The sequence below is a fragment of the Pseudomonas sp. NFACC46-3 genome (assembly GCF_900114515.1).
In the GTDB taxonomy this organism is placed as follows: Bacteria; Pseudomonadota; Gammaproteobacteria; order Pseudomonadales; family Pseudomonadaceae; genus Aquipseudomonas; species Aquipseudomonas fluorescens_Q.
This window is the reverse complement of the sequence record NZ_FOTH01000002.1, coordinates 316,056-340,862: the sequence shown is the minus strand read 5'-3', so window position 1 is coordinate 340,862 and position 24,807 is coordinate 316,056. Positions and strand designations below refer to the sequence as shown.

The 24,807-nt window shown below is 58.7% G+C and carries 31 protein-coding genes, 1 tRNA gene and 1 pseudogene; 25 read left to right on the top strand and 8 right to left on the bottom strand.

What is annotated here, in order from left to right; genetic code table 11:
* Nucleotides 1–12: 12 nt before the first annotated feature.
* Both cysS and BM300_RS05255 read left to right on the top strand, forming a co-directional pair.
* On the top strand, nucleotides 13–1,395 hold the full coding sequence (gene cysS, locus BM300_RS05260; RefSeq protein ID WP_092144367.1) for a cysteine--tRNA ligase: 1,383 nt from the start codon (nucleotides 13–15) through the stop codon (nucleotides 1,393–1,395).
* Between the two features lie 197 nt (nucleotides 1,396–1,592).
* Nucleotides 1,593–2,048: a DUF2214 family protein gene (locus BM300_RS05255; RefSeq protein ID WP_092222641.1), complete on the top strand. Its 456-nt coding sequence runs from the start codon at nucleotides 1,593–1,595 to the stop codon at nucleotides 2,046–2,048.
* A 192-nt stretch (nucleotides 2,049–2,240) separates the two neighbouring features.
* Here the strand turns inward: BM300_RS05255 and csrA are convergent, their stop codons facing one another.
* Nucleotides 2,241–2,435 carry a carbon storage regulator CsrA gene (csrA, locus tag BM300_RS05250; protein WP_003179932.1) on the bottom strand — a complete coding sequence of 65 codons (195 nt, stop codon included), beginning with the start codon at nucleotides 2,433–2,435 and terminating at the stop codon, nucleotides 2,241–2,243.
* Between the two features lie 247 nt (nucleotides 2,436–2,682).
* Between csrA and BM300_RS05245 the strand changes: the two genes are divergently transcribed.
* Nucleotides 2,683–3,048, top strand: a complete 366-nt coding sequence (locus tag BM300_RS05245) for a penicillin-binding protein activator LpoB (RefSeq protein ID WP_092462235.1) — start codon at nucleotides 2,683–2,685, stop codon at nucleotides 3,046–3,048.
* Nucleotides 3,049–3,199: 151 nt separating this feature from the next.
* Here BM300_RS05245 and BM300_RS05240 read toward each other — a convergent pair whose 3' ends face one another.
* Together BM300_RS05240 and BM300_RS05235 are read right to left on the bottom strand one after the other, a co-directional pair.
* A complete protein-coding gene (locus tag BM300_RS05240) occupies nucleotides 3,200–3,889 on the bottom strand; it encodes an endonuclease (protein ID WP_043042288.1) in 690 nt (229 codons plus the stop codon).
* A 5-nt stretch (nucleotides 3,890–3,894) separates the two neighbouring features.
* Nucleotides 3,895–4,194, bottom strand: a complete 300-nt coding sequence (locus BM300_RS05235; RefSeq protein WP_170862015.1) for a DUF1654 domain-containing protein — start codon at nucleotides 4,192–4,194, stop codon at nucleotides 3,895–3,897.
* Between the two features lie 197 nt (nucleotides 4,195–4,391).
* Between BM300_RS05235 and BM300_RS05230 the strand changes: the two genes are divergently transcribed.
* From BM300_RS05230 to BM300_RS05195, 8 genes are all read left to right on the top strand, one after another.
* Nucleotides 4,392–4,838 carry a hypothetical protein gene (locus tag BM300_RS05230; RefSeq protein WP_092144375.1) on the top strand — a complete coding sequence of 149 codons (447 nt, stop codon included), beginning with the start codon at nucleotides 4,392–4,394 and terminating at the stop codon, nucleotides 4,836–4,838.
* Between the two features lie 133 nt (nucleotides 4,839–4,971).
* Entirely contained in the window at nucleotides 4,972–5,928 is a 957-nt protein-coding gene (locus BM300_RS05225; protein WP_092462233.1) for a sugar ABC transporter substrate-binding protein, read from the top strand.
* A 58-nt stretch (nucleotides 5,929–5,986) separates the two neighbouring features.
* Nucleotides 5,987–7,540, top strand: a complete 1,554-nt coding sequence (locus BM300_RS05220; protein WP_092462231.1) for a sugar ABC transporter ATP-binding protein — start codon at nucleotides 5,987–5,989, stop codon at nucleotides 7,538–7,540.
* Nucleotides 7,537–8,514 carry an ABC transporter permease gene (locus tag BM300_RS05215; RefSeq protein ID WP_092144381.1) on the top strand — a complete coding sequence of 326 codons (978 nt, stop codon included), beginning with the start codon at nucleotides 7,537–7,539 and terminating at the stop codon, nucleotides 8,512–8,514. Before BM300_RS05220 ends, BM300_RS05215 begins: the two co-directional genes overlap by 4 nt.
* A 3-nt stretch (nucleotides 8,515–8,517) precedes the next feature.
* Nucleotides 8,518–9,537, top strand: coding sequence for a LacI family DNA-binding transcriptional regulator (locus BM300_RS05210; protein ID WP_092144384.1), 1,020 nt, complete (start codon nucleotides 8,518–8,520; stop codon nucleotides 9,535–9,537).
* A gap of 23 nt (nucleotides 9,538–9,560) precedes the next feature.
* Entirely contained in the window at nucleotides 9,561–10,475 is a 915-nt protein-coding gene (gene rbsK, locus BM300_RS05205; protein ID WP_092462230.1) for a ribokinase, read from the top strand.
* Complete coding sequence (gene rbsD / locus BM300_RS05200) at nucleotides 10,472–10,876, top strand: D-ribose pyranase (RefSeq protein WP_092348268.1); 405 nt, start codon at nucleotides 10,472–10,474, stop codon at nucleotides 10,874–10,876. The genes rbsK and rbsD overlap by 4 nt, the downstream gene beginning before the upstream one ends.
* Before the next feature lie 30 nt (nucleotides 10,877–10,906).
* Nucleotides 10,907–11,935, top strand: coding sequence for a nucleoside hydrolase (locus BM300_RS05195; RefSeq protein ID WP_003203636.1), 1,029 nt, complete (start codon nucleotides 10,907–10,909; stop codon nucleotides 11,933–11,935).
* 48 nt (nucleotides 11,936–11,983) lie between these two features.
* Here BM300_RS05195 and BM300_RS05190 read toward each other — a convergent pair whose 3' ends face one another.
* Nucleotides 11,984–12,181 (bottom strand): hypothetical protein, encoded by a 198-nt coding sequence (locus tag BM300_RS05190; protein ID WP_003203634.1) that lies wholly within the window; start codon nucleotides 12,179–12,181, stop codon nucleotides 11,984–11,986.
* Nucleotides 12,182–12,309: 128 nt separating this feature from the next.
* Here BM300_RS05190 and BM300_RS05185 point away from each other — a divergent pair, with 128 nt between their 5' ends.
* Both BM300_RS05185 and BM300_RS05180 read left to right on the top strand, forming a co-directional pair.
* Nucleotides 12,310–12,615 (top strand): hypothetical protein, encoded by a 306-nt coding sequence (locus BM300_RS05185; protein ID WP_003203632.1) that lies wholly within the window; start codon nucleotides 12,310–12,312, stop codon nucleotides 12,613–12,615.
* A 162-nt stretch (nucleotides 12,616–12,777) separates the two neighbouring features.
* Nucleotides 12,778–13,092: an I78 family peptidase inhibitor gene (locus BM300_RS05180; protein ID WP_014337548.1), complete on the top strand. Its 315-nt coding sequence runs from the start codon at nucleotides 12,778–12,780 to the stop codon at nucleotides 13,090–13,092.
* A 67-nt stretch (nucleotides 13,093–13,159) separates the two neighbouring features.
* Here BM300_RS05180 and BM300_RS05175 read toward each other — a convergent pair whose 3' ends face one another.
* Together BM300_RS05175 and BM300_RS05170 are read right to left on the bottom strand one after the other, a co-directional pair.
* The gene (locus tag BM300_RS05175; RefSeq protein WP_003179963.1) at nucleotides 13,160–13,372 is read right to left on the bottom strand and encodes a cold-shock protein; all 213 of its coding nucleotides are present in this window, start codon (nucleotides 13,370–13,372) and stop codon (nucleotides 13,160–13,162) included.
* A gap of 289 nt (nucleotides 13,373–13,661) precedes the next feature.
* Nucleotides 13,662–13,964, bottom strand: a complete 303-nt coding sequence (locus BM300_RS05170) for a hypothetical protein (RefSeq protein ID WP_063320397.1) — start codon at nucleotides 13,962–13,964, stop codon at nucleotides 13,662–13,664.
* A 371-nt stretch (nucleotides 13,965–14,335) separates the two neighbouring features.
* On the opposite strand from BM300_RS05170, the gene thrS reads away from it, so the two are divergent.
* From thrS to BM300_RS05125, 9 genes are all read left to right on the top strand, one after another.
* A complete protein-coding gene (gene thrS / locus BM300_RS05165; protein ID WP_003203626.1) occupies nucleotides 14,336–16,258 on the top strand; it encodes a threonine--tRNA ligase in 1,923 nt (640 codons plus the stop codon).
* Nucleotides 16,258–16,809, top strand: coding sequence for a translation initiation factor IF-3 (gene infC, locus BM300_RS05160; protein ID WP_169432615.1), 552 nt, complete (start codon nucleotides 16,258–16,260; stop codon nucleotides 16,807–16,809). Before thrS ends, infC begins: the two co-directional genes overlap by 1 nt.
* A 60-nt stretch (nucleotides 16,810–16,869) precedes the next feature.
* Nucleotides 16,870–17,064: a 50S ribosomal protein L35 gene (rpmI, locus tag BM300_RS05155; protein WP_002553160.1), complete on the top strand. Its 195-nt coding sequence runs from the start codon at nucleotides 16,870–16,872 to the stop codon at nucleotides 17,062–17,064.
* 30 nt (nucleotides 17,065–17,094) lie between these two features.
* Complete coding sequence (gene rplT / locus BM300_RS05150; protein ID WP_002553161.1) at nucleotides 17,095–17,451, top strand: 50S ribosomal protein L20; 357 nt, start codon at nucleotides 17,095–17,097, stop codon at nucleotides 17,449–17,451.
* Nucleotides 17,452–17,560: 109 nt separating this feature from the next.
* Nucleotides 17,561–18,577: a phenylalanine--tRNA ligase subunit alpha gene (pheS, locus tag BM300_RS05145; RefSeq protein ID WP_063320398.1), complete on the top strand. Its 1,017-nt coding sequence runs from the start codon at nucleotides 17,561–17,563 to the stop codon at nucleotides 18,575–18,577.
* 35 nt (nucleotides 18,578–18,612) lie between these two features.
* Nucleotides 18,613–20,991 carry a phenylalanine--tRNA ligase subunit beta gene (gene pheT / locus BM300_RS05140; RefSeq protein WP_092462228.1) on the top strand — a complete coding sequence of 793 codons (2,379 nt, stop codon included), beginning with the start codon at nucleotides 18,613–18,615 and terminating at the stop codon, nucleotides 20,989–20,991.
* A gap of 3 nt (nucleotides 20,992–20,994) precedes the next feature.
* Entirely contained in the window at nucleotides 20,995–21,297 is a 303-nt protein-coding gene (ihfA, locus tag BM300_RS05135; protein ID WP_002553164.1) for an integration host factor subunit alpha, read from the top strand.
* On the top strand, nucleotides 21,278–21,634 hold the full coding sequence (locus BM300_RS05130; RefSeq protein WP_003179985.1) for a MerR family transcriptional regulator: 357 nt from the start codon (nucleotides 21,278–21,280) through the stop codon (nucleotides 21,632–21,634). Before ihfA ends, BM300_RS05130 begins: the two co-directional genes overlap by 20 nt.
* 90 nt (nucleotides 21,635–21,724) lie before the next feature.
* A tRNA-Pro gene (locus BM300_RS05125) sits at nucleotides 21,725–21,801 on the top strand.
* A 126-nt stretch (nucleotides 21,802–21,927) separates the two neighbouring features.
* On the opposite strand, the pseudogene BM300_RS05120 reads toward BM300_RS05125, so the two are convergent.
* Nucleotides 21,928–22,797: pseudogene (locus BM300_RS05120) on the bottom strand (DNA cytosine methyltransferase); the annotation flags it as partial.
* Between the two features lie 125 nt (nucleotides 22,798–22,922).
* Here BM300_RS05120 and BM300_RS05115 point away from each other — a divergent pair.
* The 3 genes from BM300_RS05115 (at nucleotide 22,923) to BM300_RS29945 (ending at nucleotide 24,485) form a co-directional block, all read left to right on the top strand.
* Nucleotides 22,923–23,288 carry a hypothetical protein gene (locus BM300_RS05115; RefSeq protein WP_092462226.1) on the top strand — a complete coding sequence of 122 codons (366 nt, stop codon included), beginning with the start codon at nucleotides 22,923–22,925 and terminating at the stop codon, nucleotides 23,286–23,288.
* 112 nt (nucleotides 23,289–23,400) lie between these two features.
* Nucleotides 23,401–23,616, top strand: a complete 216-nt coding sequence (locus BM300_RS29950; protein ID WP_139232334.1) for a hypothetical protein — start codon at nucleotides 23,401–23,403, stop codon at nucleotides 23,614–23,616.
* Nucleotides 23,617–23,702: 86 nt separating this feature from the next.
* Nucleotides 23,703–24,485, top strand: coding sequence for a hypothetical protein (locus BM300_RS29945; RefSeq protein WP_139232333.1), 783 nt, complete (start codon nucleotides 23,703–23,705; stop codon nucleotides 24,483–24,485).
* Here BM300_RS29945 and BM300_RS05110 read toward each other — a convergent pair.
* Nucleotides 24,453–24,794, bottom strand: coding sequence for a hypothetical protein (locus BM300_RS05110; RefSeq protein ID WP_092462224.1), 342 nt, complete (start codon nucleotides 24,792–24,794; stop codon nucleotides 24,453–24,455). The genes BM300_RS29945 and BM300_RS05110 overlap by 33 nt on opposite strands.
* Nucleotides 24,795–24,807: the final 13 nt, after the last annotated feature.

The window sequence follows — 24,807 nt, the reverse complement described above, 5'->3', positions numbered from 1 at the left end:
TAAGGAAACACCGTGCTTACGATCTACAACACGCTCACCAAGAGCAAAGAAGTCTTCAAGCCGTTGGATGGCAACAAGGTCCGCATGTACGTCTGCGGCATGACCGTGTACGACTACTGCCACATTGGTCACGGTCGCAGCATGGTCGCCTTCGACCTGGTGACCCGCTGGCTGCGGTTCAGCGGTTATGACCTGACCTACGTGCGCAACATCACCGACATCGAAGACAAGATCATCAACCGTGCCCGCGAAAACGGCGAGCCTTACGATGCGCTGACCGAGCGCATGATCAAGGCCATGCACGAGGATGAGGCGCGCCTCAATATCCTCAAGCCGGACCTGGAGCCCCGTGCCACGGACCACATCCCTGGCATGTTGAGCATGATCCAGACCTTGATCGACAAGGGCTACGCCTACGCACCGGGCAATGGCGACGTGTACTACCGCGTCGCCAGGTTCATGGGCTACGGCAAGCTGTCGCGCAAGAAGATCGAAGACCTGCGCATCGGCGCGCGTATCGAAGTCGACGAGTCGAAAGAAGACCCGCTGGACTTCGTGCTGTGGAAGGGCGCCAAGCCGGGTGAGCCGAGCTGGGAGTCGCCGTGGGGCGCCGGGCGTCCGGGCTGGCACATCGAATGCTCGGTGATGTCCACCTGCTGCCTGGGCGAGACCTTCGACATTCATGGCGGCGGCAGCGACCTGGAGTTCCCGCACCACGAAAACGAAATCGCCCAGAGCGAAGCGGCCACCGGCAAGACCTACGCCAATGCGTGGATGCATTGCGGCATGATCCGGATCAACGGCGAGAAGATGTCCAAGTCCTTGAACAACTTCTTCACCATCCGCGACGTGCTCGACAAGTACCACCCGGAAGTCGTGCGTTACCTGTTGGTGTCGAGCCACTACCGCAGCGCCATCAACTACTCGGAAGACAACCTCAAGGACGCCAAGGGTGCCCTGGAGCGTTTCTATCACGCGTTGAAGGGGCTGCCGAGCGTGCCGGCCGCCGGTGGCGACGCCTTCGTGGCGCGTTTCACCGAAGTGATGAACGACGACTTCGGCACGCCGGAAGCGTGCGCGGTGCTGTTCGAGATGGTGCGTGAGATCAATCGCCTGCGTGAGAGTGATCTCAATGCGGCGGCCGGTCTGGCGGCTCGCCTGAAAGAACTGGCCAGTGTACTGGGTGTGTTGCAGCTCGAAGCCGATGACTTCCTGCAGGCCGGTGCCGAAGGCCGCGTGGACGCCGCCGAAGTCGAGACGTTGATCCAGGCGCGCCTGACTGCACGCGCCAACAAGGATTGGGCCGAATCCGACCGCATCCGTGACCAGCTCACCGCCATGGGCGTGGTGCTGGAAGACGGCAAGGGCGGGACGACCTGGCGCCTGGCGGACTAGATCTTCTAAAGCTCGCCGTACCCCTGTGGGAGCGAGCTTGCTCGCGATAGCGTCGGATCAGTCAACAATCATGTTGGCTGAAAGATTGCCATCGCGAGCAAGCTCGCTCCCACAATTTTTTGTGCTTAGCCTGGCAATCATTCCTTTATGAGCTAGTACTGTCAGGTCGATTCGACGTTCTCTGACAGGGCTCTTCCATGTTGGCTCATTGGTCTCTGGCGGCAATACATCTTTTGGCGTTCGCCCTCGGGTTCTGGGCGGTGCTGACGCGCGGCACGGCGCTACGACGCCTGGCGGGTGGTGTGGATGCGGTTCGAAATGTGCTGATGGCGGACAACCTGTGGGGGCTGTCGGCGCTGGTGCTGCTGGTGACCGGTGGGATGCGCGCTTTTGCGGGGTACGAAAAGGGCACGGATTATTACCTGCACCAACCGCTGTTTCACCTGAAGATGACTTTGTTCCTGCTGATCCTGTTACTTGAAATCGCGCCAATGATCGCCCTGATCAAATGGCGGATGGCGCTGGGCAAAGGGGCTGCGATCGATCCCTCGAAAGCCGGCCGGTTTGCACGGATCAGTCACATCGAAGCTTTGTTGCTGATCCTGATGGTGATCGCCGCCACGGGCATGGCGCGCGGCGTGAGCCTGGGTTGACCGGCCGCGAACGCCTGCTTCGTCATCATTAAAACGAAACGTCTGACAGCCATGCTAAGCGCCATGTCATTAGTATCGGTTCAACGGGCTGGACGAAAAAAAAGATGGGGGCAGGGTGAGGCACGGTCGACCAGAATCTTTAGCCAGCCATTGCGACGATGCAAACGGGCTGGCTACGGACTGCAGCAAGGCTCAGGGAGTTTGCGGTTTGTCAGGGGCGGTAAGGCCTGCCTGAATACGCTGATAAATCTCTTCACGATGCACCGCAACGTTTTTCGGGGCGTTGATGCCGATCCGGACTTGTTGGCCGCTAACGCCCAGAATGGTGATCGTGATGTCGTCACCAATGTTTATGCTTTCACCGACTTTGCGGGTGAGTATCAGCATGGTGTTCTCCTTGATTACTTTATAGGGCACCTGATTCAGACAGTGCAGATGTCGGTACTGCTTATAGATTAGTGCTAAGTGTCACAATGTGGGTGCCTCTTTCTGACGTGCAGACGCAGCATTAATTCCCAGGGTGCGACTATACAGAGACGCCGGGCAGGATTCTCGTGTTTTGAGCATTGTTTGCGGCGATCTTGAAGGGCACGGGTGCTAAAATCCGTGCCTCATGTCTTCCGGGGGAAACGTTGTGCGCAAATTGGCTTGGGTTATTGCGGTATTGGTGCTGGCAGGATGCGGTGAGGGGCGTAACGTCGAAGCACCGAAGCCCAAACCCGTAGAGACCTCCGCACCGGCCGCCGCTGCCGCGCCGCAGTGGGCCGTCGAGGTTCGTGGCCAGACGCCGCAGGCTGTCAGCGACCTGACCGGCTGGCTCATCGAACACAGCTTCATGTCGAACGTGGTGCGTGAAAATGGCAAGGAGCGCGTCCTGGTCGGTCCTTTCAGTTCCAAGGCTGAGGCCGAAGCCAAGCAGGAACAGGTGACGGCTGCCCTGGTCCGGGCGAAAAAACGCAACATCGAGACGTTGGTGGTGGATTACCCGACGGCCCAATAATCGGGCAACCCAAAAAAGTCAGCCAAGCCACAAAACCTGTGAGCGAGCTTGCTCGCGATAGGGGTATGTCAGTCAACATCAATGCTGGCTGATCCACCGCTATCGCGAGCAAGCTCCCACAGTCGGTTTTGTGCTGTTCACGAGTGCGAGGTCAGCCGCAGGCCTTCATGTCCACCGGCCCCACGAACTCGTTGCCACGGCCCATGACGCACGCCACGCTCTGGTTGCGCTGACGCTCCCAGCTTTCGACCGGGTAGGTCTTGTCCCAGGCTTCATACAGGCGCCGGTCCTGTTTCGAGAGGCGCAGGCCGTATTGTTTGCTCATGTAGAAATAGGTCCGGGCGATCATGCCCCGGATAGAAGGGCGGGGCATGACCTTCTTGGCCTTGAAGTCCACTTGGGTCAGGCATGAGCCGTACTGGCCCTTCTGCACAGGCAACCAGCCGAAACTGAAATTGCTGCGATCACCATTCACTTCCCCGATGCTGGGCACCAGGTTGTGCAGGTCGGCCTCGGCCCGTTGATAGACCGGGTCATAGCGGGTGCAGTTCTTGCGACCCCCTTGTTGCCAGCATTGACGCTGATGGCCGATCTGCCAGGCCGGGACAATATGCTCCCACTCGATGCGAGCGGCGCGGCTGGCATTCTTGCGCGGTACATAACCGCAGGCGGCCAGGTTCACGCGATTGCCAGTGTATTTACAGCCACAGTAAAACTCGGTGGATTGTGGTGCGTAGAGTTTCCAGGCGACTTTCTTGGCTTCGTTGAAGGTGCGCGGCGCACCGGCTTGTGCGCCCATCGCGATAAACACAAGCAAAAAAGCTAAACAGCGAACACTCATCAGGCTCAATCTTCCTTCGGCACAACCCAGAAAACCTGCACACCGCCATCATCGCGATAGGCGAGGGTCACGTTGTCGTTCTCGTCGATTTCTTCCAACAGGCGCTCCCACTCATCCACCGGCTCGTCAGGCAGACGGAAGATCAGGGCGGCCTTGGCTTTTTGCGCGGTGGGGGCGTTGATGATTTTCGAGACCCGAAGGCCGAGTCGTGTATAGGAATCTAAGGGGGTAGTTGCAGCGGAGGGCGTGGCCACAGAATTATCCTTATTAAGCTGTACGTGCATACAGTATTTGACCGTAGGCAATTACGCAACTGCTTAAAATTCAAGAAAATCGTCTGACAGCACTTTTTTCGTTTTGGTGTAGGAGAAGGGAGTTTTTTATTGGCTGGCATAAACAGGTGGATCAACCGCTCTGGCCTGTGACGGTTTTGCGCGAGCGCTAAAGAAATGGCTTCGGCGGGCGATGTCCTGCGTAGGAATCCCATCCATGGAGTTTTGTCATGTCATTTTCAGTCGGCTTTCCCAATGCGGCGGCCGTGACCATCGGCGGTCAATCCACCGCTACCCTGAAGGCCTTGAACGAGGCGAGTGCCGAGGCCGTCGATGAGGCCCTTGGCGAGACGCAAACGCCCGGCAAAGTCCGTACGGGTACGGGCGCGGAAGCAACCGACCAGGCGCAGGAGGGCGGCAGCACCCAGAGCGTGGCGGTGCAGGTGCTGCTCAAGCGGATGCAAGAGCTTCAGCAGCAGCTCAGGGAGCAGCAACAGCAACTGGCCGCCGCAGAGGCGCGCGACTATGCAACGGAGGAAGCCAAGACTTCGGCGGTCATGGCCGTCCAGGGACAGATCGCCGACACCAGTGGCGCTTTGCTGGAAGTCACTGGTCATCTGGTCACGGAGCTGGCCAAGGGTAGCGGTTCGGGTTCGGTGGTCAATACAACGGCCTGAGCCTCGACGTTGCGGATCAAACCGCAACGTTGACAAATCTGCGAAGCCTTACCATAGTTCACTTCACGCAAACGTTTGCGCGGCGTTCCGTGCATTGATTTGCTCACAATAATCATAAGATCGGAGTGAACCCATGAAGTTGCCATTCGCTGGACGCCTTCTCGCTGTTGCCATGCTCGCGGCCGCGTCCGCCACGCTGCCTCTCTCCTCGGCATTCGCCCAGACCGCAGAAAAACCCAAGGTTGCCCTGGTCATGAAATCCCTGGCCAATGAATTCTTCCTGACCATGGAAGACGGCGCCAAGGCTTATCAGAAGGAGCACTCCGCCGATTTCGACCTGATCTCCAACGGGATCAAGGATGAAACCGACACCGCCAACCAGATCCGCATCGTCGAGCAGATGATCGTGTCCAAGGTCGATGCCCTGATCATCGCGCCAGCGGATTCCAAGGCCATGGTGCCGGTGATCAAGAAAGCCGTGGACGCTGGCATCACGGTGATCAACATCGATAACCAGCTCGATCCGGCCGTGGTCAAAAGCAAGAACATCAACGTGCCGTTCGTAGGCCCGGACAACCGCAAAGGCGCGCGCCTGGTGGGCGAGTACCTGGCCAAGCAGCTCAAGGCCGGTGACGAAGTCGGCATCATCGAAGGCGTGTCCACAACGACCAATGCCCAGGCACGCACCGCAGGCTTCAAGGATGCAATGGAAGCGGCGCAGGTCAAGGTCGTTTCCCTGCAATCGGGTGACTGGGAAATCAACAAGGGCAACCAGGTTGCCGCGTCGATGCTCAGCGAATACCCGAACATCAAGGCACTGCTGGCCGGTAACGACAGCATGGCGGTCGGTGCTGTATCGGCCGTGCGCGCGGCGGGCAAGGCGGGCAAGGTGCAGGTGGTCGGCTACGACAACATCAACGCCATCAAGCCAATGCTCAAGGACGGTCGTGTCCTGGCGACGGCCGACCAGTTCGCCGCCAAGCAGGCCGTGTTCGGCATCGAGACGGCGCTGAAGATCCTCAAGGGCGAAAAAGTCGACAGCGGTACCAACGGCGTTATCGAAACTCCGGTCGAGCTGGTGACCAAGTAGTTATCCTGGCGACACAACGGTGCTCGCCCATTCGGGCGAGTGCATTGGAGAGTTTGTTATGTCCGTTCGCGACCCGAACGCTGTCCTGTGCGTCAGCGGTATCGGCAAGACCTATGCCCAGCCGGTACTGACCGATATCAACCTGACGTTGATGCGCGGTGAAGTGCTGGCGCTGACCGGCGAAAATGGCGCCGGCAAAAGCACCTTGTCCAAGATCATCGGCGGGTTGGTGACGCCGACGACCGGGCAGATGCAATTTCAGGGGCAGGATTATCGTCCTGGCAGCCGGACCCAGGCTGAAGAGCTGGGCGTGCGCATGGTGATGCAGGAACTCAACCTGCTGCCGACCCTGTCCGTGGCCGAGAACCTGTTCCTCGACAACCTGCCCAGTCACGGCGGCTGGATCAGTCGCAAGCAATTGCGCAAGGCGGCCATTGAGGCCATGGCCCAGGTGGGGCTCGATGCGATCGATCCTGACACGTTGGTCGGCGAACTGGGGATCGGTCACCAGCAAATGGTCGAGATCGCCCGCAACCTGATTGGCGATTGCCATGTGCTGATTCTCGATGAACCGACCGCCATGCTGACGGCCCGCGAAGTCGAGATGCTCTTTGAACAGATCACGCGTCTGCAGGCTCGCGGCGTATCGATCATCTACATTTCCCATCGCCTCGAAGAACTGGCGCGGGTCGCCCAGCGCATTGCCGTGCTGCGTGACGGCAACCTGGTCTGCGTCGAGCCGATGGCCAACTACAACAGCGAGCAACTGGTGACCCTGATGGTCGGCCGGGAGCTGGGTGAGCATATCGACCTGGGTCCACGCCAGATCGGCGCGCCGGCGCTGACGGTTAAAGGCCTGACACGCTCCGACAAGGTCCGCGACGTGTCCTTCGAAGTGCGCAGTGGCGAGATCTTCGGTATCTCCGGCCTGATCGGGGCAGGGCGTACCGAACTGTTGCGGCTGATCTTCGGTGCCGATACCGCTGACCGTGGCACGGTGGCGCTGGGTTCGCCGGCCCAGGTCGTGAGCATTCGCTCCCCGGCCGATGCGGTGGCCCATGGCATTGCGTTGATCACCGAAGACCGCAAGGGTGAAGGCCTGCTGTTGACCCAATCCATCGCCGCCAACATTGCCTTGGGCAACATGCCGGAGATTTCCAGCGCCGGCCTGGTCAATGGCGATGCCGAACTGGCCTTGGCACAGCGGCAGGTCGATGCCATGCGCATCCGCAGTTCCAGCCCGACCCAGTTGGTGTCCGAGCTGTCGGGCGGCAACCAGCAGAAAGTGGTCATCGGGCGTTGGCTCGAACGCGATTGCGCGGTCATGTTGTTCGATGAGCCGACCCGTGGCATCGACGTCGGCGCCAAATTCGACATTTATGCGCTGCTCGGCGAGCTGACTCGCCAGGGCAAGGCGCTGGTCGTGGTGTCCAGCGACCTGCGGGAGCTGATGTTGATCTGCGACCGGATCGGCGTGCTGTCCGCCGGGCGCCTGATCGACACCTTCGAGCGCGACAGTTGGACCCAGGATGACTTGCTTGCCGCCGCATTCGCCGGCTACCAGAAACGTGATGCGTTGCTCAACGAAGCAGCGCCTAGGGATCTTTCATGAAAACCGCACCTGCCGTCGGCAAATCGAGTGGCAACTTCTATGGCCTCGGGACCTACCTGGGCCTGGCTGGCGCGCTGCTGGCCATGATCGCGCTGTTCTCGGCGCTGAGCAGCCATTTCCTGTCCTATGACACCTTCAGCACCTTGGCCAACCAGATTCCCGACCTGATGGTGCTGGCGGTCGGCATGACGTTCATCCTGATCATCGGTGGCATCGACCTGTCGGTGGGGTCGGTGCTGGCGCTGGCGGCATCGACGGTCAGCGTGGCCGTGCTCGGTTGGGGCTGGAGCGTGTGGCCATCGGCCTTGCTCGGCATGGCCGTGGCGGCGTTGGCGGGTACGGTCACCGGTTCGATTACCGTGGCGTGGCGGATCCCATCGTTCATCGTCTCCCTCGGTGTGCTGGAAATGGCCCGGGGCCTGGCGTACCAGATGACCGGCTCCCGGACTGCCTACATCGGCGACTCGTTCGCCTGGCTGTCCAATCCCATCGCCTTTGGTATCTCACCTTCATTCATCATCGCCTTGCTGGTGATCTTCATTGCCCAGGCCGTGCTGACCCGAACCGTGTTCGGTCGCTACCTGATCGGCATCGGCACCAATGAAGAAGCCGTGCGCCTGGCCGGTATCAATCCAAAGCCCTACAAGATCCTGGTATTCAGCCTGATGGGCTTGCTGGCTGGTGTGGCCGCGCTGTTCCAGATTTCGCGCCTGGAAGCGGCGGATCCGAACGCCGGTTCAGGGCTTGAGCTGCAAGTCATCGCTGCCGTGGTCATCGGTGGTACCAGCCTGATGGGTGGCCGCGGTTCGGTCATCAGCACCTTTTTTGGCGTGCTGATCATCTCCGTGCTGGCGGCGGGCCTGGCGCAGATCGGCGCCACTGAGCCAACCAAGCGCATCATTACCGGTGCGGTGATCGTGGTGGCGGTCGTGCTCGATACCTATCGCAGCCAGCGCGCCAGTCGGCGGGGCTGAACCATGGCGACGATCAAGGATGTAGCAGCGCTCGCCGGGATTTCCTACACCACCGTGTCCCACGTGGTGAACAAGACGCGGCCGGTCAGCGAGGAAGTGCGGCTCAAGGTCGAGGCGGCCATCGAGCGCCTGGACTACGTGCCAAGCGCCGTGGCCCGGTCGCTCAAGGCCAAGACCACGGCGACCATCGGCCTGTTGGTGCCCAACAGCCTCAATCCTTACTTTGCCGAGTTGGCCCGGGGTATCGAGGACTACTGTGAGCGCAACGGCTATTGCGTGATTCTGTGCAACTCCGACGACAACCCGGACAAGCAACGCAGCTACCTGCGGGTGCTGCTGGAAAAACGCATCGACGGCCTGATTTTCGCGTCCGCCGGCGGTGATGTCGGCCTGGCCGAGGGGCTGTCCAACGTGCGCACCCCCATGGTGATCGTCGACCGTGGGCTCGAGGGTGTCGACGCAGACCTGGTGCGCATCGATCATGAATGCGGTGCGTACCTGGCGACCCGGCACCTGCTTGAGCTGGGTCACCGCGATATCGCCTTCATCGGTGGCCCGGCCAATACCAGCGTGGCGCAAATGCGCTTGGCCGGTTACTGCCGTGCGCTGAAAGAGGCCGGGATCGAGCTGCCTGTCGAGCGTATGCTCGAGAGCGATTTCACCAGTACCGGCGGCTACCGCGCCGCTGCGCAGCTGCTTGAACAGCAGCCACCGAGCGCGATTTTTGCGGCCAACGACATGATCGGTATCGGTGTGCTGCGCGCCGCGGCTGAACGCAATGTGCGCGTGCCCAGCGAACTGTCGGTCATCGGTTTCGATGACATCCAGATGAGCCGTTATGTCTACCCGGCATTGACCACGGTAGGGCAGTCGATCCTGCAGCTCGGCGAGATGGCGGCCGAAGTGCTGCTGCGACGAATTGCGACGCCGGGCCTTGCCACCGAGCAGCGGATCGTGACGCCAAGTATTGTCCTGCGAGAGTCGACTGCGCCGCTGTCCGGCACATTCGCCCAATACCGCTGAACCGAATTGATGAGTAGTGATGTATGCCAGCAAAAGTAGTGGTAATAGGCAGCCTGAACATGGACCTGGTGACCCGGGCGCCGCGTCTGCCGCGTGGTGGTGAAACACTGATCGGCGAGTCCTTCTCCACCATCCCGGGCGGCAAGGGTGCCAACCAGGCGGTGGCTGCCGCGCGCCTGGGCGCCGAGGTATCGATGGTCGGTTGCGTGGGCAATGATGCCTACGGCGAACAATTGCGTGGCGGGCTGTTGGCCGAGGGCATCGACTGCCAGGCGGTCAGCGTGGTGGAGGGGGCGAGCGGCGTGGCGCTGATCGTCGTCGACGACAATAGCCAGAATGCGATCGTTATCGTTGCCGGTGCCAACGGTGCGCTCACCGCCGGGGTCCTGGACAGTGTCGATGACGTGCTGCAAAGCGCCGATGTCGTCATCTGCCAGCTCGAAGTGCCGGATGCCACCGTGGGCCATGCCCTCAAGCGCGCACGTGAGCTGGGCAAAATCGTCATCCTCAACCCGGCGCCGGCTTCCCATACGTTGCCCGCCGACTGGTACGCCTGCATCGACTACCTGGTTCCCAATGAAAGCGAAGCAGCGGTGCTGAGCGGGGTGGCGGTGGATTCCCTGGAAACCGCCGAAGCCGCCGCCGCGCATTTGATCGCCGCCGGTGCCGGCAAGGTGATCGTCACCTTGGGGGCCCAGGGGCTGATGTTCGCCAGCGGCGCCAGCTTCGAACACTTCCCGGCCCCGCGGGTCAAGGCAGTGGACACCACGGCGGCCGGAGACACCTTTGTCGGCGGCTTCGCGGCAGCCCTGGCGAGCGGCAAAAGCGAGGTCGATGCGATTCGTTTCGGCCAGGCCGCCGCCGCGCTGTCGGTCACCCGCCCGGGCGCGCAGCCTTCAATCCCCACGTTGTTGGAAGTACAGGCTTTCAAATCATGAAAAAGACGCCGTTGTTGAATGTGGCACTGTCACGACTGATCGCTTCCCTGGGCCATGGCGACAAGGTGGTCATCGGTGATGCCGGCCTGCCTGTGCCGCCTCAGGTCGAATTGATCGACCTGGCCCTGACCCATGGCATTCCTGACTTTGTCAGCACCTTGAAGGTGGTGCTCAGCGAAATGCAGGTGGAAAGCCATGTCCTGGCCGAGGAGATCCTCGACAAACAACCGTCGGCGCTGACGACCCTGGAAGCACTGCATGCCGAGGGTGCGTTGGGCGAGCGAGAGCTGGTCAGTCATGAACAATTCAAGATCATCAGCCGGCAGGCGCGGGCGATCATTCGCACAGGCGAGTGCTCTCCGTACTGCAATATCGTGCTGGTCGCTGGAGTGACGTTCTAACCCTGTTCAACCCTGCACAAGGAGTGCGCCATGCACCGCTATGCTCAGAAAATGCATCAACTGATCCGGAGTCTGCTGCTTTTGTCATTGATCACCGCTACGAGCGCCCAGGCGGCGGAAAAAATCGACCTGATCATCGACACCGACCCAGGGGCCGATGACGTGGTGGCGCTGTTGTTCGCCCTGGCGTCGCCCGAGGAGTTGCATATTCGTGCGCTGACCACCGTCGCCGGCAATGTGCGCCTGGACAAGACCTCTCGCAACGCTCGCCTGGCCCGGGAATGGGCGGGGCGCGAAGACGTGCCCGTGTATGCCGGTGCGCCGAAACCGTTGATGCGCACGCCGATCTACGCGGAAAACATCCATGGCAAGGAAGGCCTGTCGGGTGTCACGGTGCACGAGCCGAAGAAGGGCTTGGCCGAAGGCAATGCCGTCAACTACCTGATCGACACGTTGAAAGCGGCCAAGCCCCACAGCATCACCATTGCCATGCTTGGCCCGCAGACCAACCTGGCCCTGGCGCTGGTGCAGGAGCCCGATATCGTCCAGGGCATCAAGGAAGTGGTGATCATGGGCGGTGCGCACTTCAACGGCGGCAATATCACGCCGGTGGCCGAGTTCAATCTGTTCGCCGATCCGCAGGCGGCCGAGGTGGTGGCCAAGAGCGGTGTGAAACTGACCTACCTGCCGTTGGATGTGACCCACAAGATCCTCACCAGCGAGGCGCGCCTGAAGCAGATCGCGGCGCTGAACAACAATGCCAGCAAGCTGGTGGGCGATATCCTCAACGAATACGTCAAGGGCGACATGGAGCACTACGGCATGACGGGCGGGCCGGTGCATGACGCGACGGTGATCGCCTATCTGCTCAAGCCACAGTTGTTCACTGGTCGTTCGGTCAATGTCGTCGTGGACAGTCGCGAGGGCCCGACGTTCGGGCAGACCATCGTCGACTGGTACGATGGCCTGAAAGCGCCGAAGAACGCGTTCTGGGTGGAAAACGGTGATGCCCAGGGCTTCTTCGACCTGCTGACCGAGCGCCTGGCGCGCCTCAAGTAACCTGCCTGGCTATATGCGCCCGCAGGTGGGCCTGCGGGTGCGTGAGCATCAGTCCACGGCGTCGACAACGCTCGGATAGCGTTCGAATGCCTGCTGGATGAAGTTGCGGGCGACCTCCGTCCCCAGTTCCCTCACCAGCAATTCTATGCCGATGATTGCCAACTCCTCGGGACTGCTCGGGCTATAGGAGCTATGGCCCTCCGACCATTTGGCATTGATGGTGGCTTCGATGCTGACGGTGCTCATGGTAGGGCTCGCGAGTTGGAGGGCTGTAAGTGGAGTTAAGCATTTTTGCCCCCGGTTTGGCACTGCGACTTAGGCATTGGAGAAGGGCTGTGCGACACTCTTTTTTTTGTTTTTAAAGGAGCCCCGCCGTGCAGATCGATTTGAACGCTCCGGATGGCCTGACCCTCGAGGCGGTTCGTCAATTGCTGGCCTCGGCCAGTGATGACGAGCATACCCAGCTGCGCGTGACCAAGGGCGGTATCGCCTATTTGTCCTCGGGTGTGGTCGGTGGCGCTGACATCGATGGTTTGCTGTTTCGGCTCGAAACCTGGGCGAAGGGCTCGGGGTACGTCGGACGGGTTGCTGCCAGCGACGAGGTCTGGGTCATGCAAATCTACAATGCGCTGAAGGATAACTGGCCCAATCCTCCGTTCGATTACATCGACGTTTATTGAGCGGTGTTCATATCCAGTCACGATTCATGTCTGAATAGCCGTGGCGGCTCAGGCAAACTGCCGGTTTTCCGGATGAGCCAGGCCGACGGCTGTGGTGTTGAAACCAAGCGCCGTTTGGGTTGTCGCACGCTCTCTGTTTATCTATCGAAAAAAGGAGGCTTCATGCCTTGGAAGCTCGCGTCATTGAGTACTCTGTTGGCCGCCGTGGTCTTGAGCGGTTGCAGCAGCACCTCGGAATCGACTCCCGAACCCGTGGCGACCGAGACCGGTCACGGCCGTTGCGAAGCGAAGGGCGCCGAGTTCGCCATTGGGAAGCAGGCCTCGCCACAATTGCTGGAGCAGGCTCGTACCCGTGCCGGCGCGCAGATCGCCCGAATCCTCAAGCCCAACGACATGGTGACGCTTGAGTACCGCTCCGATCGCCTGAATCTCAATACCGATGCCAACCTGGTGGTCAACCGGGTGAACTGCGGCTGACCGGCGGTTTTCAATCGCCCATAAAAAACCCCGTCACATGGACGGGGTTTTTTAGTGCGCCAAGAAATTACTCTGGGCGAACCTGTGCAGCTTGCATACCCTTTTGGCCTTTCTCAGCCACGAAGGAAACGGTCTGGCCTTCTTTCAGGCTTTTGAAACCGTCGCTTTCGATAGCTTTGAAGTGTACGAACAGGTCGTCACCGCCACCTTGAGGAGTGATGAAGCCGAAGCCTTTTTCATCGTTGAACCATTTAACGGTGCCGGTTTGGCGATTAGACATGGTGTATCTCCAAGAAACATATATTTTCAGTGTACTGTGCTGCTCAGGCCAACTGGGCACACCCGGGTATCATAGTCGAAATGTTCGATTTGGGACCCCCCCAGACGCGCTGTTTGCCAATCAGTCGTGTTTACTTTACCGCCTTTACCCGCTGAAAGGCCCGGTTTTAAAGGCTTTCAGCCGAAAGTAAAGACGATAAAAAAAGCTGTAAAACCTGAATAAATCGTTCAAAAAAGCCTGAAATCAGTGTTTTTCAACCCTGCCGGGCTCGTTCAGGAAGCCTGCTTTCTCACTTTTTCGCCTTGTTGTCAGCCTTGCATTTTGCGATCTGGCCCAGTGCCTTTTGCTGCAGATCCGGGGTGGCCTTGTTGTCCATCAAGGCCTGGATGTCCGAGGCTGGATAGGACTTGATCGCATCGGCGCCACAGGCGCAATGAGCCTTGGCAGCGGCCGGGCCGATCTGGGGTGCTGCCGCCTCCGTGCATTGGGCCATGTATTTTTCGCGCTCGCCTTTGGGCCAGTCGGCATGGGCGGTCAGTGGAAGCAGCAGGGCGAGTGGGGCGACTACTGCAAACAATGTATTGAGACGCATGCGAAGATGCTCCTTTCGGGTCGATGTCTTGATATCTGAGGCGTTGCGCTCGGTTCAGTTCAGCACTCTGGCATAAAAACCGTGGATTTACGCCTGCTTCAATTCGAGCGCGGCGATGACCGTTCATCTGTGCTAGCATGCCGGGCTCGGGTATTTCCAGGCTGCGGATGACAACTCGTCCCGGCGGCAAATGTTCGAAATAACCCTGATTTGAATCCCAGTCACTCTGGTTCGGTTTTCCCGGTTGGCCGCAAGGCTCCTGCCGCTGTAAGGCAGGCGTTCGTCATTGAATGGCCTGGACTGGATCTTGTACTGGCTCATCCCAACCCACGTGACCTTTGGTAGGGGTCACCACTAGGAGAGGAGGCGCCATGCCAACTATTACTCTTCCCGACGGCAGTCAACGTTCATTCGATCACCCGGTTTCCGTAGCCGAGGTCGCCGCATCCATCGGTGCGGGCCTGGCCAAGGCCACCCTGGCCGGCAAGGTCAACGGCAAGCTGGTCGACGCCAGTGACGTCATCGACAGCGACGCCACGCTGCAAATCATCACGCCAAAGGATGAAGAGGGGCTGGAGATCATTCGCCACTCTTGCGCGCACCTGGTCGGCCACGCGGTCAAGCAGCTGTACCCGAGCGCGAAGATGGTCATCGGGCCGGTCATCGACGAAGGCTTCTATTACGACATCGCCTTCGAGCGTCCTTTCACGCCGGAAGACATGGCGGCCATCGAACAGCGCATGCAGCAGCTGATCGAGAAGGATTACGACGTCATCAAGAAAGTCACCCCGCGCGCCGAAGTCATCGAAGTCTTCAAGGCCCGTGGCGAGGACTACAAGCTGCGTCTGGTGGAAGACATGCCGGACGAGCAGGCCATGGGCCTGTACTACCACGAAGAATACGTCGACATGTGCCGTGGCCCGCACGTGCCGAACACGCGCTTCCTCAAATCCTTCAAGCTGACCAAGCTGTCCGGCGCCTACTGGCGTGGCGATGCGAAGAACGAGCAGTTGCAGCGCGTCTATGGCACTGCCTGGGCCGACAAGAAGCAACTGGCGGCCTACATCCAGCGTATCGAAGAAGCCGAGAAGCGCGATCACCGCAAGATCGGCAAGCGCCTGGGCCTGTTCCACACCCAGGAAGAATCCCCGGGCATGGTGTTCTGGCACCCTAACGGCTGGACCCTGTACCAGGTGCTCGAGCAGTACATGCGCCAGGTCCAGCGTGAAAACGGCTACCTCGAGATCAAGACGCCGCAAGTGGTGGACCGCAGCCTGTGGGAGAAATCCGGGCACTGGGCCAACTACGCCGACAACATGTTCACCACCCAGTCGGAAAACCGCGACTACGCCATCAAGCCGATGAACTGCCCTTGCCACGTGCAGGTGTTCAACCAGGGCCTGAAAAGCTACCGCGAGTTGCCGATGCGCCTGGCCGAGTTCGGTGCCTGCCACCGTAATGAGCCTTCGGGTGCGCTGCACGGCATCATGCGCGTGCGTGCGTTCACCCAGGACGATGCGCACATTTTCTGCACTGAAGAGCAGATGCAGGCCGAATCCGCCGCCTTCATCAAGCTGACCATGGACGTCTACCGCGACTTCGGCTTCACCGAAGTCGAAATGAAACTGTCCACTCGTCCGGAAAAGCGCGTTGGCTCCGACGAACTGTGGGATCGCGCCGAAGCGGCCCTGGCGGCTGCCCTCGATAGCGCGGGCCTGGCGTACGACCTGCAGCCGGGTGAGGGGGCCTTCTACGGTCCGAAAATCGAATTCTCGCTGAAAGATTGCCTCGGTCGCGTGTGGCAGTGTGGTACCTTGCAGCTCGATTTCAACCTGCCGATCCGTCTGGGCGCCGAATACGTGTCCGAAGACAACAGTCGCAAGCACCCGGTCATGCTTCACCGCGCGATCCTCGGTTCCTTCGAGCGTTTCGTCGGGATCCTGATCGAGCACTACGAGGGTGCGTTCCCCGCGTGGCTGGCGCCGACCCAGGCAGTGATCATGAATATCACTGATAAACAGGCAGATTTTGCCGCCGAAGTCGAAAAAACTCTCAACCAAAGCGGATTTCGTGCCAAGTCCGACTTGAGAAATGAAAAGATCGGCTTTAAAATCCGCGAGCATACTTTGCTCAAGGTTCCCTTTCTCTTGGTTATTGGAGATCGGGAGGTCGAGATGCAGACTGTCGCTGTGCGTACTCGTGAAGGTGCTGACCTGGGCTCGATGCCCGTCGCCGAATTCGCTGAGTTCCTCGCGCAAGCGGTTTCCCGGCGTGGTCGCCCAGATTTGGAGTAATTATTATTAAGCGTGAAATGAGACAAGATAAACGAGCTGCACCGAAAGCCCCGATCAACGAGAATATCTCGGCACGCGAGGTTCGGTTAATTGGCGCTGACGGCGAGCAGATTGGCATCGTCTCGATTGATGAAGCGCTTCGTATTGCTGAAGAAGCCAAGCTTGATCTGGTAGAAATTTCCGCAGACGCAGTCCCACCGGTTTGCCGGGTGATGGACTACGGCAAGTCGATCTTCGAAAAGAAGAAGCAGATTGCCGCGGCGAAGAAAAACCAGAAGCAGATTCAGGTAAAAGAAATCAAGTTTCGTCCAGGGACGGAGGAAGGGGATTACCAGGTAAAACTGCGCAACCTGGTACGTTTCCTGAGTGACGGGGACAGGGCCAAGGTATCCTTGCGATTCCGCGGCCGTGAGATGGCCCACCAGGAGCTGGGGATGGAACTCCTCAAGCGGGTTGAACAAGACCTGCTCGAGTACGGTTCGGTCGAACAGCATCCTAAGATGGAAGGACGCCAGCTGATCATGGTCATCGCCCCGAAAAAGAAGAAGTAATCACCAGGGCACGGCAGGCCTTGCGATTATGTTTATCAACTGAATGCGGAGTATCCGAACATGCCAAAGATGAAAACCAAAAGTGGTGCTGCTAAGCGGTTTCTGAAAACTGCTAACGGTATCAAGCACAAGCACGCTTTCAAGAGCCACATCCTGACCAAAATGTCGACCAAGCGTAAGCGTCAACTGCGCGGTAGCAGCTTGCTGCATCCGTCTGACGTGGCAAAAGTCGAGCGCATGCTGCGCCTTCGTTAATTTTTGGATCAAGAATAGAGGAAGTAACTCATGGCTCGTGTAAAGCGTGGCGTCATTGCCCGTAAGCGTCACAAAAAAATTCTGAAACTTGCTAAAGGCTACTACGGCGCGCGTTCCCGCGTATTCCGTGTTGCCAAGCAAGCGGTAATCAAGGCAGGCCAATACGCCTACCGTGACCGTCGTCAGAAAAAACGTCAGTTCCGCGCTCTGTGGATCGCTCGTATCAACGCTGGTGCTCGTGTTAACGGTCTGTCCTACAGCCGTTTCATTGCCGGCCTGAAAAAAGCGTCCATCGAGATCGACCGTAAGGTTCTGGCTGATCTGGCAGTGAACGAAAAAGCGGCGTTTGCTGCGATTGTCGAGAAAGCTAAAGCCACCTTGGCTTAAGTACCCCCGACAGTCACCAGGGCTCACCTCTGTGGGCTCGGGTGTTAAACGTCATAAATAGGGGAAGAGCCTTAAAGCTCTTCCCCTATTTTGTATCTGGAGTCTGTACATGGAAAACCTGGATGCGCTGGTCGCTCAAGCACTAGAGGCTGTGCAAAGCGCTGAAGATATCAATGCCCTGGAGCAAATCCGGGTTCTGTACCTTGGCAAGAAGGGCGAGTTGACCCAGGTGATGAAGACCCTGGGGAACCTGCCGGCCGAAGAGCGTCCGCAGGTCGGTGCGCTGATCAACGTTGCCAAGGAACGTGTCACAGAGGTCCTTAACGCGCGTAAGGCGTTGTTCGAGGAGGCGGATCTGGCTGCCAAGCTCGCCGCCGAGTCCATCGACGTGACCCTGCCTGGCCGTGGCCAGACTTCCGGCGGCCTGCATCCGGTGACCCGCACGCTGGAACGCATCGAGCAGTTCTTCACCCACATCGGCTACGGCATTGCCGAAGGCCCTGAGGTCGAAGACGACTACCACAACTTTGAAGCGCTCAACATCCCAGGCCATCACCCGGCCCGTTCGATGCATGACACCTTCTATTTCAATGCGAACATGTTGTTGCGCACCCATACCTCGCCGGTACAGGTCCGCACCATGGAATCGCAGCAGCCGCCGATCCGCATCGTCTGCCCAGGCCGTGTGTACCGCAGCGACTCCGATATCACCCACTCGCCGATGTTCCACCAGGTCGAAGGCCTGCTGGTTGATCGCGACATCAATTTCGCCGACCTCAAAGGCACGATCGAAGAGTTCCTGCGGGTGTTCTTCGAAAAAGAACTGGCCGTGCGTTTCCGCCCTTCGTACTTCCCGTTCACCGAGCCTTCCGCTGAAGTCGACATGGAATGCGTGATGTGCAGTGGCAAAGGCTGCCGCGTCTGCAAACAGACTGGCTGGCTGGAAGTCATGGGCTGCGGCATGGTTCACCCGAACGTGCTGCGTATGTCCGGTATCGATCCGGAAGAATTCTCGGGTTTTGCTTTCGGCATGGGCGCCGAGCGCCTGGCCATGCTGCGTTACGGTGTGAATGACTTGCGCCTGTTCTTCGACAACGACTTGCGATTCCTTGCGCAATTTCGCTAGGCCGCAGTCCGTAACGAATCTTTTGGGAGAGCAGGATGAAATTCAGTGAACAATGGCTGCGCGGCTGGGTAAGCCCGCAGGTAAGCCAGGACGAGCTGGTCGCTCGCCTGTCGATGGCCGGTCTTGAGGTCGATAGCGTCACGCCGGCCGCCGGTGAGTTCAGCGGCGTGGTGGTGGGTGAGGTGTTGAGCACCGAGCAACACCCGGACGCTGACAAATTGCGGGTTTGCCAGGTCAGCAATGGCGCGGAAACCTTCCAGGTGGTCTGCGGCGCACCTAACGTGCGCCCGGGCCTGAAGATCCCATTCGCCATGATCGGTGCCGAACTGCCGGGCGACTTCAAGATCAAGAAAGCCAAGCTGCGCGGCGTCGAGTCCAACGGCATGTTGTGCTCCCAGGCCGAGCTGCAGATTGGCGAAGGCAACGATGGCCTGATGGAACTGCCGGCGGATGCGCCGGTGGGCCAGGATATTCGTGAATACCTGGGCCTGGACGATGCGAGCATCGAGGTCGACCTGACGCCGAACCGTGGCGACTGCCTGTCCCTGGCCGGCCTGGCCCGCGAAGTCGGCGCGCTGTATGCCGTCCCCGTGACGCGTCCTGTGGTCGCGGCCGTGCCAGCGGTGCATGATGAGGTGCGTTCGGTTGAAGTCCTCGCGCCAGCGGCGTGCCCACGTTACCTGGGCCGCGTGATCCGTAACGTCGACCTGTCGAAGCCGACGCCGCTGTGGATGGTCGAGCGCCTGCGCCGTGCCGACGTGCGCAGCATCGACGCCGCCGTCGACATCACCAACTACGTGATGCTGGAGCTGGGTCAACCGCTGCACGCGTTCGATCTCGCCGAAATCAACGGCGGTATCCGCGTGCGCATGGCCGAAGAGGGCGAGAAGCTGGTCCTGCTCGACGGCCAGGAAGTGACCTTGCGCAGCGATACACTGGTGATTGCCGACCATTCCCGCGCCTTGGCGATTGCCGGCGTAATGGGGGGCGAGCACAGCGGTGTTTCCACCACGACCCGTGACGTATTCCTTGAAAGCGCGTTCTTCGACCAGATCGCAGTGGCTGGCAAGGCGCGCTCCTATGGGCTGCACACCGATGCCTCGCACCGTTACGAGCGTGGCGTGGACTGGCAACTGGCCCGTGAAGCCATGGAGCGCGCCACTGGCCTGCTGCTGGACATCACCGGTGGCGAAGCCGGCCCGATCATCGAAACTGTCAGCGAACAGCACCTGCCGAAGATCGCTCCGATCACCCTGCGTGCCCAACGCATCACCCAGATGCTGGGCATGGAAATGGACGCTGCCGAAGTCGAGCGCCTGCTCAGTGCCCTTGGCCTGGGTATCAGTGCGGATGGGGCAGGGCAGTGGCGCGTCGAAGTGCCAAGCCATCGCTTCGATATCAGCCTGGAAGTCGACCTGATCGAAGAACTGGCCCGCTTGTATGGCTACAACCGCCTGCCGGTTCGCTACCCGCAAGCACGCCTGGCCCCACAGGCCAAGGCTGAAGCTCGCAGCGACCTGCCGGAACTGCGCCGCCTGCTGGTGGCCCGCGGTTATCAGGAAGCGATCACCTACAGCTTCATCGATCCGCGTCAGTTCGAGCTGTTCAATCCAGGTGTCGAGCCGCTGTTGCTGGCCAACCCGATCTCCAACGACATGGCCGCCATGCGCTCGTCGCTGTGGCCTGGTTTGGTCAAATCGCTGCAGCACAACCTGAACCGTCAGCAGGATCGCGTGCGTCTGTTCGAAAGCGGCCTGCGCTTCGTCGGTCAACTGGACGGCTTGAAGCAAGAGTCGATGCTGGCCGGTGTGGTCTGCGGCAGTCGCTTGCCGGAAGGCTGGGCGCAAGGTCGCGATGTCGTCGATTTCTTTGACGTCAAGGCTGACGTGGAAGCGGTGCTCGGCTTCGCCGGTGCGCTCGACGCGTTCACTTTCGTGCCGGGCAAGCATCCAGCGCTGCATCCTGGACAGACCGCACGCATCGAGCGAGACGGGCGCGAAGTCGGCTATGTCGGTGCCATTCACCCGGAACTGTCGAAAACCCTGGGCCTTGATCGTCCGGTCTTCGTTTTCGAGCTGGTTCTGGCTGAAGTCGCCCAGGGGAAAATGCCGAAATTCCAGGAGTTATCGCGCTTTCCTGAAGTGCGTCGTGACCTGGCGTTGCTGGCCGATCGCGACGTTGCATCCAGCGCCGTGCTGGAGGTAATCCGTGAAAATGCAGGCGAATGGCTGACGGACCTCAGGCTATTTGACGTGTATCAGGGTAAAGGTATTGATCCGCATAGAAAAAGCCTTGCAGTTGGCTTGACCTGGCAGCATCCATCGCGCACTCTTAATGACGATGAGGTGAATACCGCAACGCAGAACATCCTCACCTCGCTCGAAAACAGGTTGAACGCCACGTTAAGGAAGTGACGTATGGGGGCTCTGACGAAAGCTGAGATGGCGGAACGTCTGTATGAGGAGCTGGGCCTGAATAAACGGGAGGCCAAAGAATTGGTCGAACTGTTTTTCGAAGAAATCAGGCACGCTCTGGAAGACAACGAGCAGGTCAAGTTGTCCGGTTTCGGCAATTTCGACCTTCGGGACAAACGCCAGCGGCCTGGCCGCAATCCGAAAACGGGAGAAGAAATCCCGATCACGGCTCGCCGTGTGGTCACCTTTCGTCCAGGGCAGAAGTTGAAGGCCCGAGTTGAGGCTTATGCTGGAACCAAGTCATAACGACGAACTACCCGTCATCCCGGGCAAACGCTACTTCACCATTGGTGAAGTCAGCGAGCTGTGTGCGGTAAAGCCGCACGTGCTGCGCTATTGGGAGCAGGAGTTTCCTCAACTCAACCCGGTCAAGCGCCGCGGAAACCGCCGGTATTATCAGCGACAAGACGTGCTGATGATCCGGCAGATCCGCGCGCTGCTGTACGATCAGGGGTTCACCATCGGCGGCGCACGCCTGCGCCTCTCCGGTGATGAGGCCAAAGACGATACAACCCAGTACAAACAGATGATCCGCCAGATGATCGCCGAGCTTGAAGATGTGCTGGTGGTGCTCAAGAAATAAATTTCTGCTTTTAAATACTTCCAGTTTTCAAAAGCTTGCGATATATTCCTGAGCGTTCCGTTGAGAAGCGGAACAAGATTCACGCCTAGTCGGGGCGTAGCGCAGTCCGGTAGCGCACTAGCATGGGGTGCTAGGGGTCGAGTGTTCGAATCACTCCGTCCCGACCATATTTTTCAATGACTTAGCCCAACTCTAGCCAGTTGGGCTTTTTCATTGGTGGGGAGTTTTCCGGGACTTCATCCTGTTGTCCTCTTCAAGATTGTCAGTACCGGTCCCCTAGAGTCGGTTGCTGATAGCCGACTTTCCTTGGTTGTGAGTGTTGCTGCTCGCTCAATCGACCCGGCCGGGCTGCGGCCGCCGAAGGCCGGGATACCGCCAAAAATGCCCACCGCGGCTCTTCGTCACTCTCGCAGTTCGGGCAGCCGTATTGCCCTAGGGATTCGGGAAGACGTAGCCACATCCGCACTGGAGCGCAGGGCCGAAAGGAGCTGTTCCGGTAACGTCTTGCCCCTGGCCTCGGCCCGGCGCACGCCTTCGCGCTCAAAAAGTACCTCGGCGGGATCGAATCCGTCTCGAGCACTTGCGACAACGAACACACGGCGGCGTCGTTGGGCCAGGCCGAAATATTGGGCGTCCAGGACCCGCCACGTGATTGTTCTTTTGGGTCCATACACACAACCAGCGTCCGGCCATTTCTTCCCTGAAGGCTGCAGTTCGCAGTCTTCCCCAGCAAGCGCGCCAAGAAAGCATCCGAAGGCGTTCCCTTTGTCACTGAGGACGCCGGGGACGTTCTCCCAGACGATGACGCTGGCGGGCTTTCGCTGGCCGGCGCGAACATAGTCAACTGCATCTGCAAGCTCCACGTATTTGATGGTGAGGGCGCCGCGGGAATCGGTGAGGCCTTCGCGCATCCCCGCCACGCTGAAGGCCTGGCATGGTGTTCCGCCGACCAGCACGTCGGGCGCGGCGATCTTGCCGGCCAGCACCAGGGCCCCGAGCTTGGTCATGTCACCCAGGTTCGGCACGTTCGGGTAATGGTGGGCCAGGACGGCGCTGGGGAAGGCTTCGATCTCGGCGAACCAGGTGGCACGCATGCCTAGCGGATGCCAAGCCTGGGTCGAGGCCTCGATGCCGGAGCACACCGAACCGTAAGTAATTTCCATGAGGGATCCTCGCCGGCTGGCGTGATTCGTAGAAGTGGGGTATTTGTGATGCGCGACGTGCCTCTCTGAGCCAGGGTTTTGCAGAGGCGCGATGGAGCTTATTGCAAGGAAGGAGGAGTGCGAAAATGGCGCATTATCATATATATTTTGTAAAATTAAAAAATAAAAAATCCAAGCGCGCTGATATCAATGATTTCATGGACTCTTTGGTTGCGAATAGGACTTTCGGGGAACAGCCATATTACAAGGCTCCTTTTCTATGGGTGGAGGTCATATCTGTCGGATTTATAGTTGCGTCAAATATTGCTAATTCTGCAACTTTTACCAACGCTGGTGTCGGTTTGTTGTCGGCGAATGTTCAGTTTGATGAGGTTCGAAAGCTATCGAGTAAAGATGTTTTTGATTTCGAACTTAGTAATGACTGGGAGCAAATAAACATACACATAAAGGAAATGCAGGACGACGGAAATACCACGAATGGGTTTGCATAGGCTTGTGTGCAGATAGTCAAGAGAAAGAATATCAGCCCCTCGCCGGTTGGCGTGATTCGAGTTTGTGGGCTATTGGTTTATGGCCCGGCATGGGGCCGGATTAGGGGTGAAAATGGCATTCGATAAACGAACCCAACGGTTCATCAATGGTCTCGATACGGCGAAGTCACAAGCCGCGGCAGATGGCATAGAGCTGACGCCGGAAGAAGCTGTGAAGGCTGCGATGAAAAGAGCTCTAGGTTCGAAGACGGTGAAAAAGCGCAAGAAAAAGAAGGGTCGCGGCGGATCACCTTTTTTACCTGGTAGCTTCGAAAGCTCTTCCAGGTAGGTGCCGCCCTCCGAGACCGGTGGTGGCAATTTGGTTTGGGTTGGGATATTACGGGTAACCGGTACATAACGAATCGAGGCGATTACATGGGAGAGCGGAATCGGCACGGCTTACCGCGCTACGTACCTAAAGAAATTCAACGTGAGGTTCGTCAACGATGTGGTTTTGGCTGTGTGAGATGCGGATTAGCTTATTATGATTTTGAGCATTTTGATCCGGACTTCAAAGATGCTTTAAGGCATGACCCGAATGGGATAACGCTATTGTGCATGCAGTGTAACCAAAAGCGTGCTAGAAAAACTTTATCTGCTGAAACCGTTGCTCGGGCAAACAAAAACCCAAAATGCAAACAAGACGGTTTTGCTTCCGAGTTGTTTGATTTTGGTCCCGGCGGAATTACAGTTTATTTTGCTGGGTCGAAATATTTTAATTGTCGAGTCGTTCTTCGAATCGCTGGGATTGATGTTTTGTCCATTCGGAAGCCAGATGAGCCAGGTCAACCAATGCTTCTGAGCGGTCTATTTTCTGATATCACCGGAGCTACAACTTTAAAAATTGAAGATAATGTATGGACTGCCGGTGATGAAAATTGGGACGTAGAGGTTGTCGGGCGCACTATAACTATATTCCGTGCGCCAAATGACATAGCGCTTCAGATTAAGATTGATCCCCCTGAGTCCATAACTGTTCAGAAAATAGAAATGGAGATAGGGGGTTACTTCCTCTTAGGAAACGAAGAGTTTTTGCAGGTACATGATGCTGGTGGTTTGCGCGTTCACCACCAAGGTAACACAGCATACGGCTACGATATCGCGGTGAATTTATTCTCTCCCGAATCAGACAATTCCAGTTCCGGGTTCGCCACCTGACATCTCTACGAACTTGAATCCGTTTTCGCTGGCGATGAGCTGAACGCGCTTGATGTGCATCTTCAAGGCTCTGGCCGCTTCGCTGACTGTCTTGCCGGCCTCGGCCTGCTCTCGTACTGCTGGCGCCAACTTGTCCTGCTGGGCCCGCAGCTTGGCGTGGTGAGCGGTGGTGCCGAAGAAGGGCGCCTCTGCGCTCACACCGCTTTCGATCTGCTGGATTGTCTTCCCGCTGCCGAAGAACTGATCGAGCTTCTGGTTCAGGTCCTGGACGATTGCGTCCCGCGGGTTAGGCATGGATTCGCCGATCATTGCGTGCCACCCG

Excerpts from the sequence above, each read along its gene's own strand:
- BM300_RS05255 (WP_092222641.1), top strand. The coding sequence starts at position 1,593 with ATGTTGGCTCATTGGTCTCTGGCGGCAATACATCTTTTGGCGTTCGCC.
- csrA (WP_003179932.1), bottom strand. The coding sequence starts at position 2,435 with ATGCTGATACTCACCCGCAAAGTCGGTGAAAGCATAAACATTGGTGAC.
- BM300_RS05240 (WP_043042288.1), bottom strand. The coding sequence starts at position 3,889 with ATGAGTGTTCGCTGTTTAGCTTTTTTGCTTGTGTTTATCGCGATGGGC.
- BM300_RS05230 (WP_092144375.1), top strand. The coding sequence starts at position 4,392 with ATGTCATTTTCAGTCGGCTTTCCCAATGCGGCGGCCGTGACCATCGGC.
- BM300_RS05225 (WP_092462233.1), top strand. The coding sequence starts at position 4,972 with ATGAAGTTGCCATTCGCTGGACGCCTTCTCGCTGTTGCCATGCTCGCG.
- BM300_RS05220 (WP_092462231.1), top strand. The coding sequence starts at position 5,987 with ATGTCCGTTCGCGACCCGAACGCTGTCCTGTGCGTCAGCGGTATCGGC.
- BM300_RS05215 (WP_092144381.1), top strand. The coding sequence starts at position 7,537 with ATGAAAACCGCACCTGCCGTCGGCAAATCGAGTGGCAACTTCTATGGC.
- BM300_RS05210 (WP_092144384.1), top strand. The coding sequence starts at position 8,518 with ATGGCGACGATCAAGGATGTAGCAGCGCTCGCCGGGATTTCCTACACC.
- rbsK (WP_092462230.1), top strand. The coding sequence starts at position 9,561 with ATGCCAGCAAAAGTAGTGGTAATAGGCAGCCTGAACATGGACCTGGTG.
- rbsD (WP_092348268.1), top strand. The coding sequence starts at position 10,472 with ATGAAAAAGACGCCGTTGTTGAATGTGGCACTGTCACGACTGATCGCT.
- BM300_RS05195 (WP_003203636.1), top strand. The coding sequence starts at position 10,907 with ATGCACCGCTATGCTCAGAAAATGCATCAACTGATCCGGAGTCTGCTG.
- BM300_RS05190 (WP_003203634.1), bottom strand. The coding sequence starts at position 12,181 with ATGAGCACCGTCAGCATCGAAGCCACCATCAATGCCAAATGGTCGGAG.
- BM300_RS05180 (WP_014337548.1), top strand. The coding sequence starts at position 12,778 with ATGCCTTGGAAGCTCGCGTCATTGAGTACTCTGTTGGCCGCCGTGGTC.
- BM300_RS05175 (WP_003179963.1), bottom strand. The coding sequence starts at position 13,372 with ATGTCTAATCGCCAAACCGGCACCGTTAAATGGTTCAACGATGAAAAA.
- BM300_RS05170 (WP_063320397.1), bottom strand. The coding sequence starts at position 13,964 with ATGCGTCTCAATACATTGTTTGCAGTAGTCGCCCCACTCGCCCTGCTG.
- thrS (WP_003203626.1), top strand. The coding sequence starts at position 14,336 with ATGCCAACTATTACTCTTCCCGACGGCAGTCAACGTTCATTCGATCAC.
- rpmI (WP_002553160.1), top strand. The coding sequence starts at position 16,870 with ATGCCAAAGATGAAAACCAAAAGTGGTGCTGCTAAGCGGTTTCTGAAA.
- rplT (WP_002553161.1), top strand. The coding sequence starts at position 17,095 with ATGGCTCGTGTAAAGCGTGGCGTCATTGCCCGTAAGCGTCACAAAAAA.
- pheS (WP_063320398.1), top strand. The coding sequence starts at position 17,561 with ATGGAAAACCTGGATGCGCTGGTCGCTCAAGCACTAGAGGCTGTGCAA.
- pheT (WP_092462228.1), top strand. The coding sequence starts at position 18,613 with ATGAAATTCAGTGAACAATGGCTGCGCGGCTGGGTAAGCCCGCAGGTA.
- ihfA (WP_002553164.1), top strand. The coding sequence starts at position 20,995 with ATGGGGGCTCTGACGAAAGCTGAGATGGCGGAACGTCTGTATGAGGAG.
- BM300_RS05130 (WP_003179985.1), top strand. The coding sequence starts at position 21,278 with ATGCTGGAACCAAGTCATAACGACGAACTACCCGTCATCCCGGGCAAA.
- BM300_RS05115 (WP_092462226.1), top strand. The coding sequence starts at position 22,923 with ATGGCGCATTATCATATATATTTTGTAAAATTAAAAAATAAAAAATCC.
- BM300_RS29950 (WP_139232334.1), top strand. The coding sequence starts at position 23,401 with ATGGCATTCGATAAACGAACCCAACGGTTCATCAATGGTCTCGATACG.
- BM300_RS29945 (WP_139232333.1), top strand. The coding sequence starts at position 23,703 with ATGGGAGAGCGGAATCGGCACGGCTTACCGCGCTACGTACCTAAAGAA.
- BM300_RS05110 (WP_092462224.1), bottom strand. The coding sequence starts at position 24,794 with ATGATCGGCGAATCCATGCCTAACCCGCGGGACGCAATCGTCCAGGAC.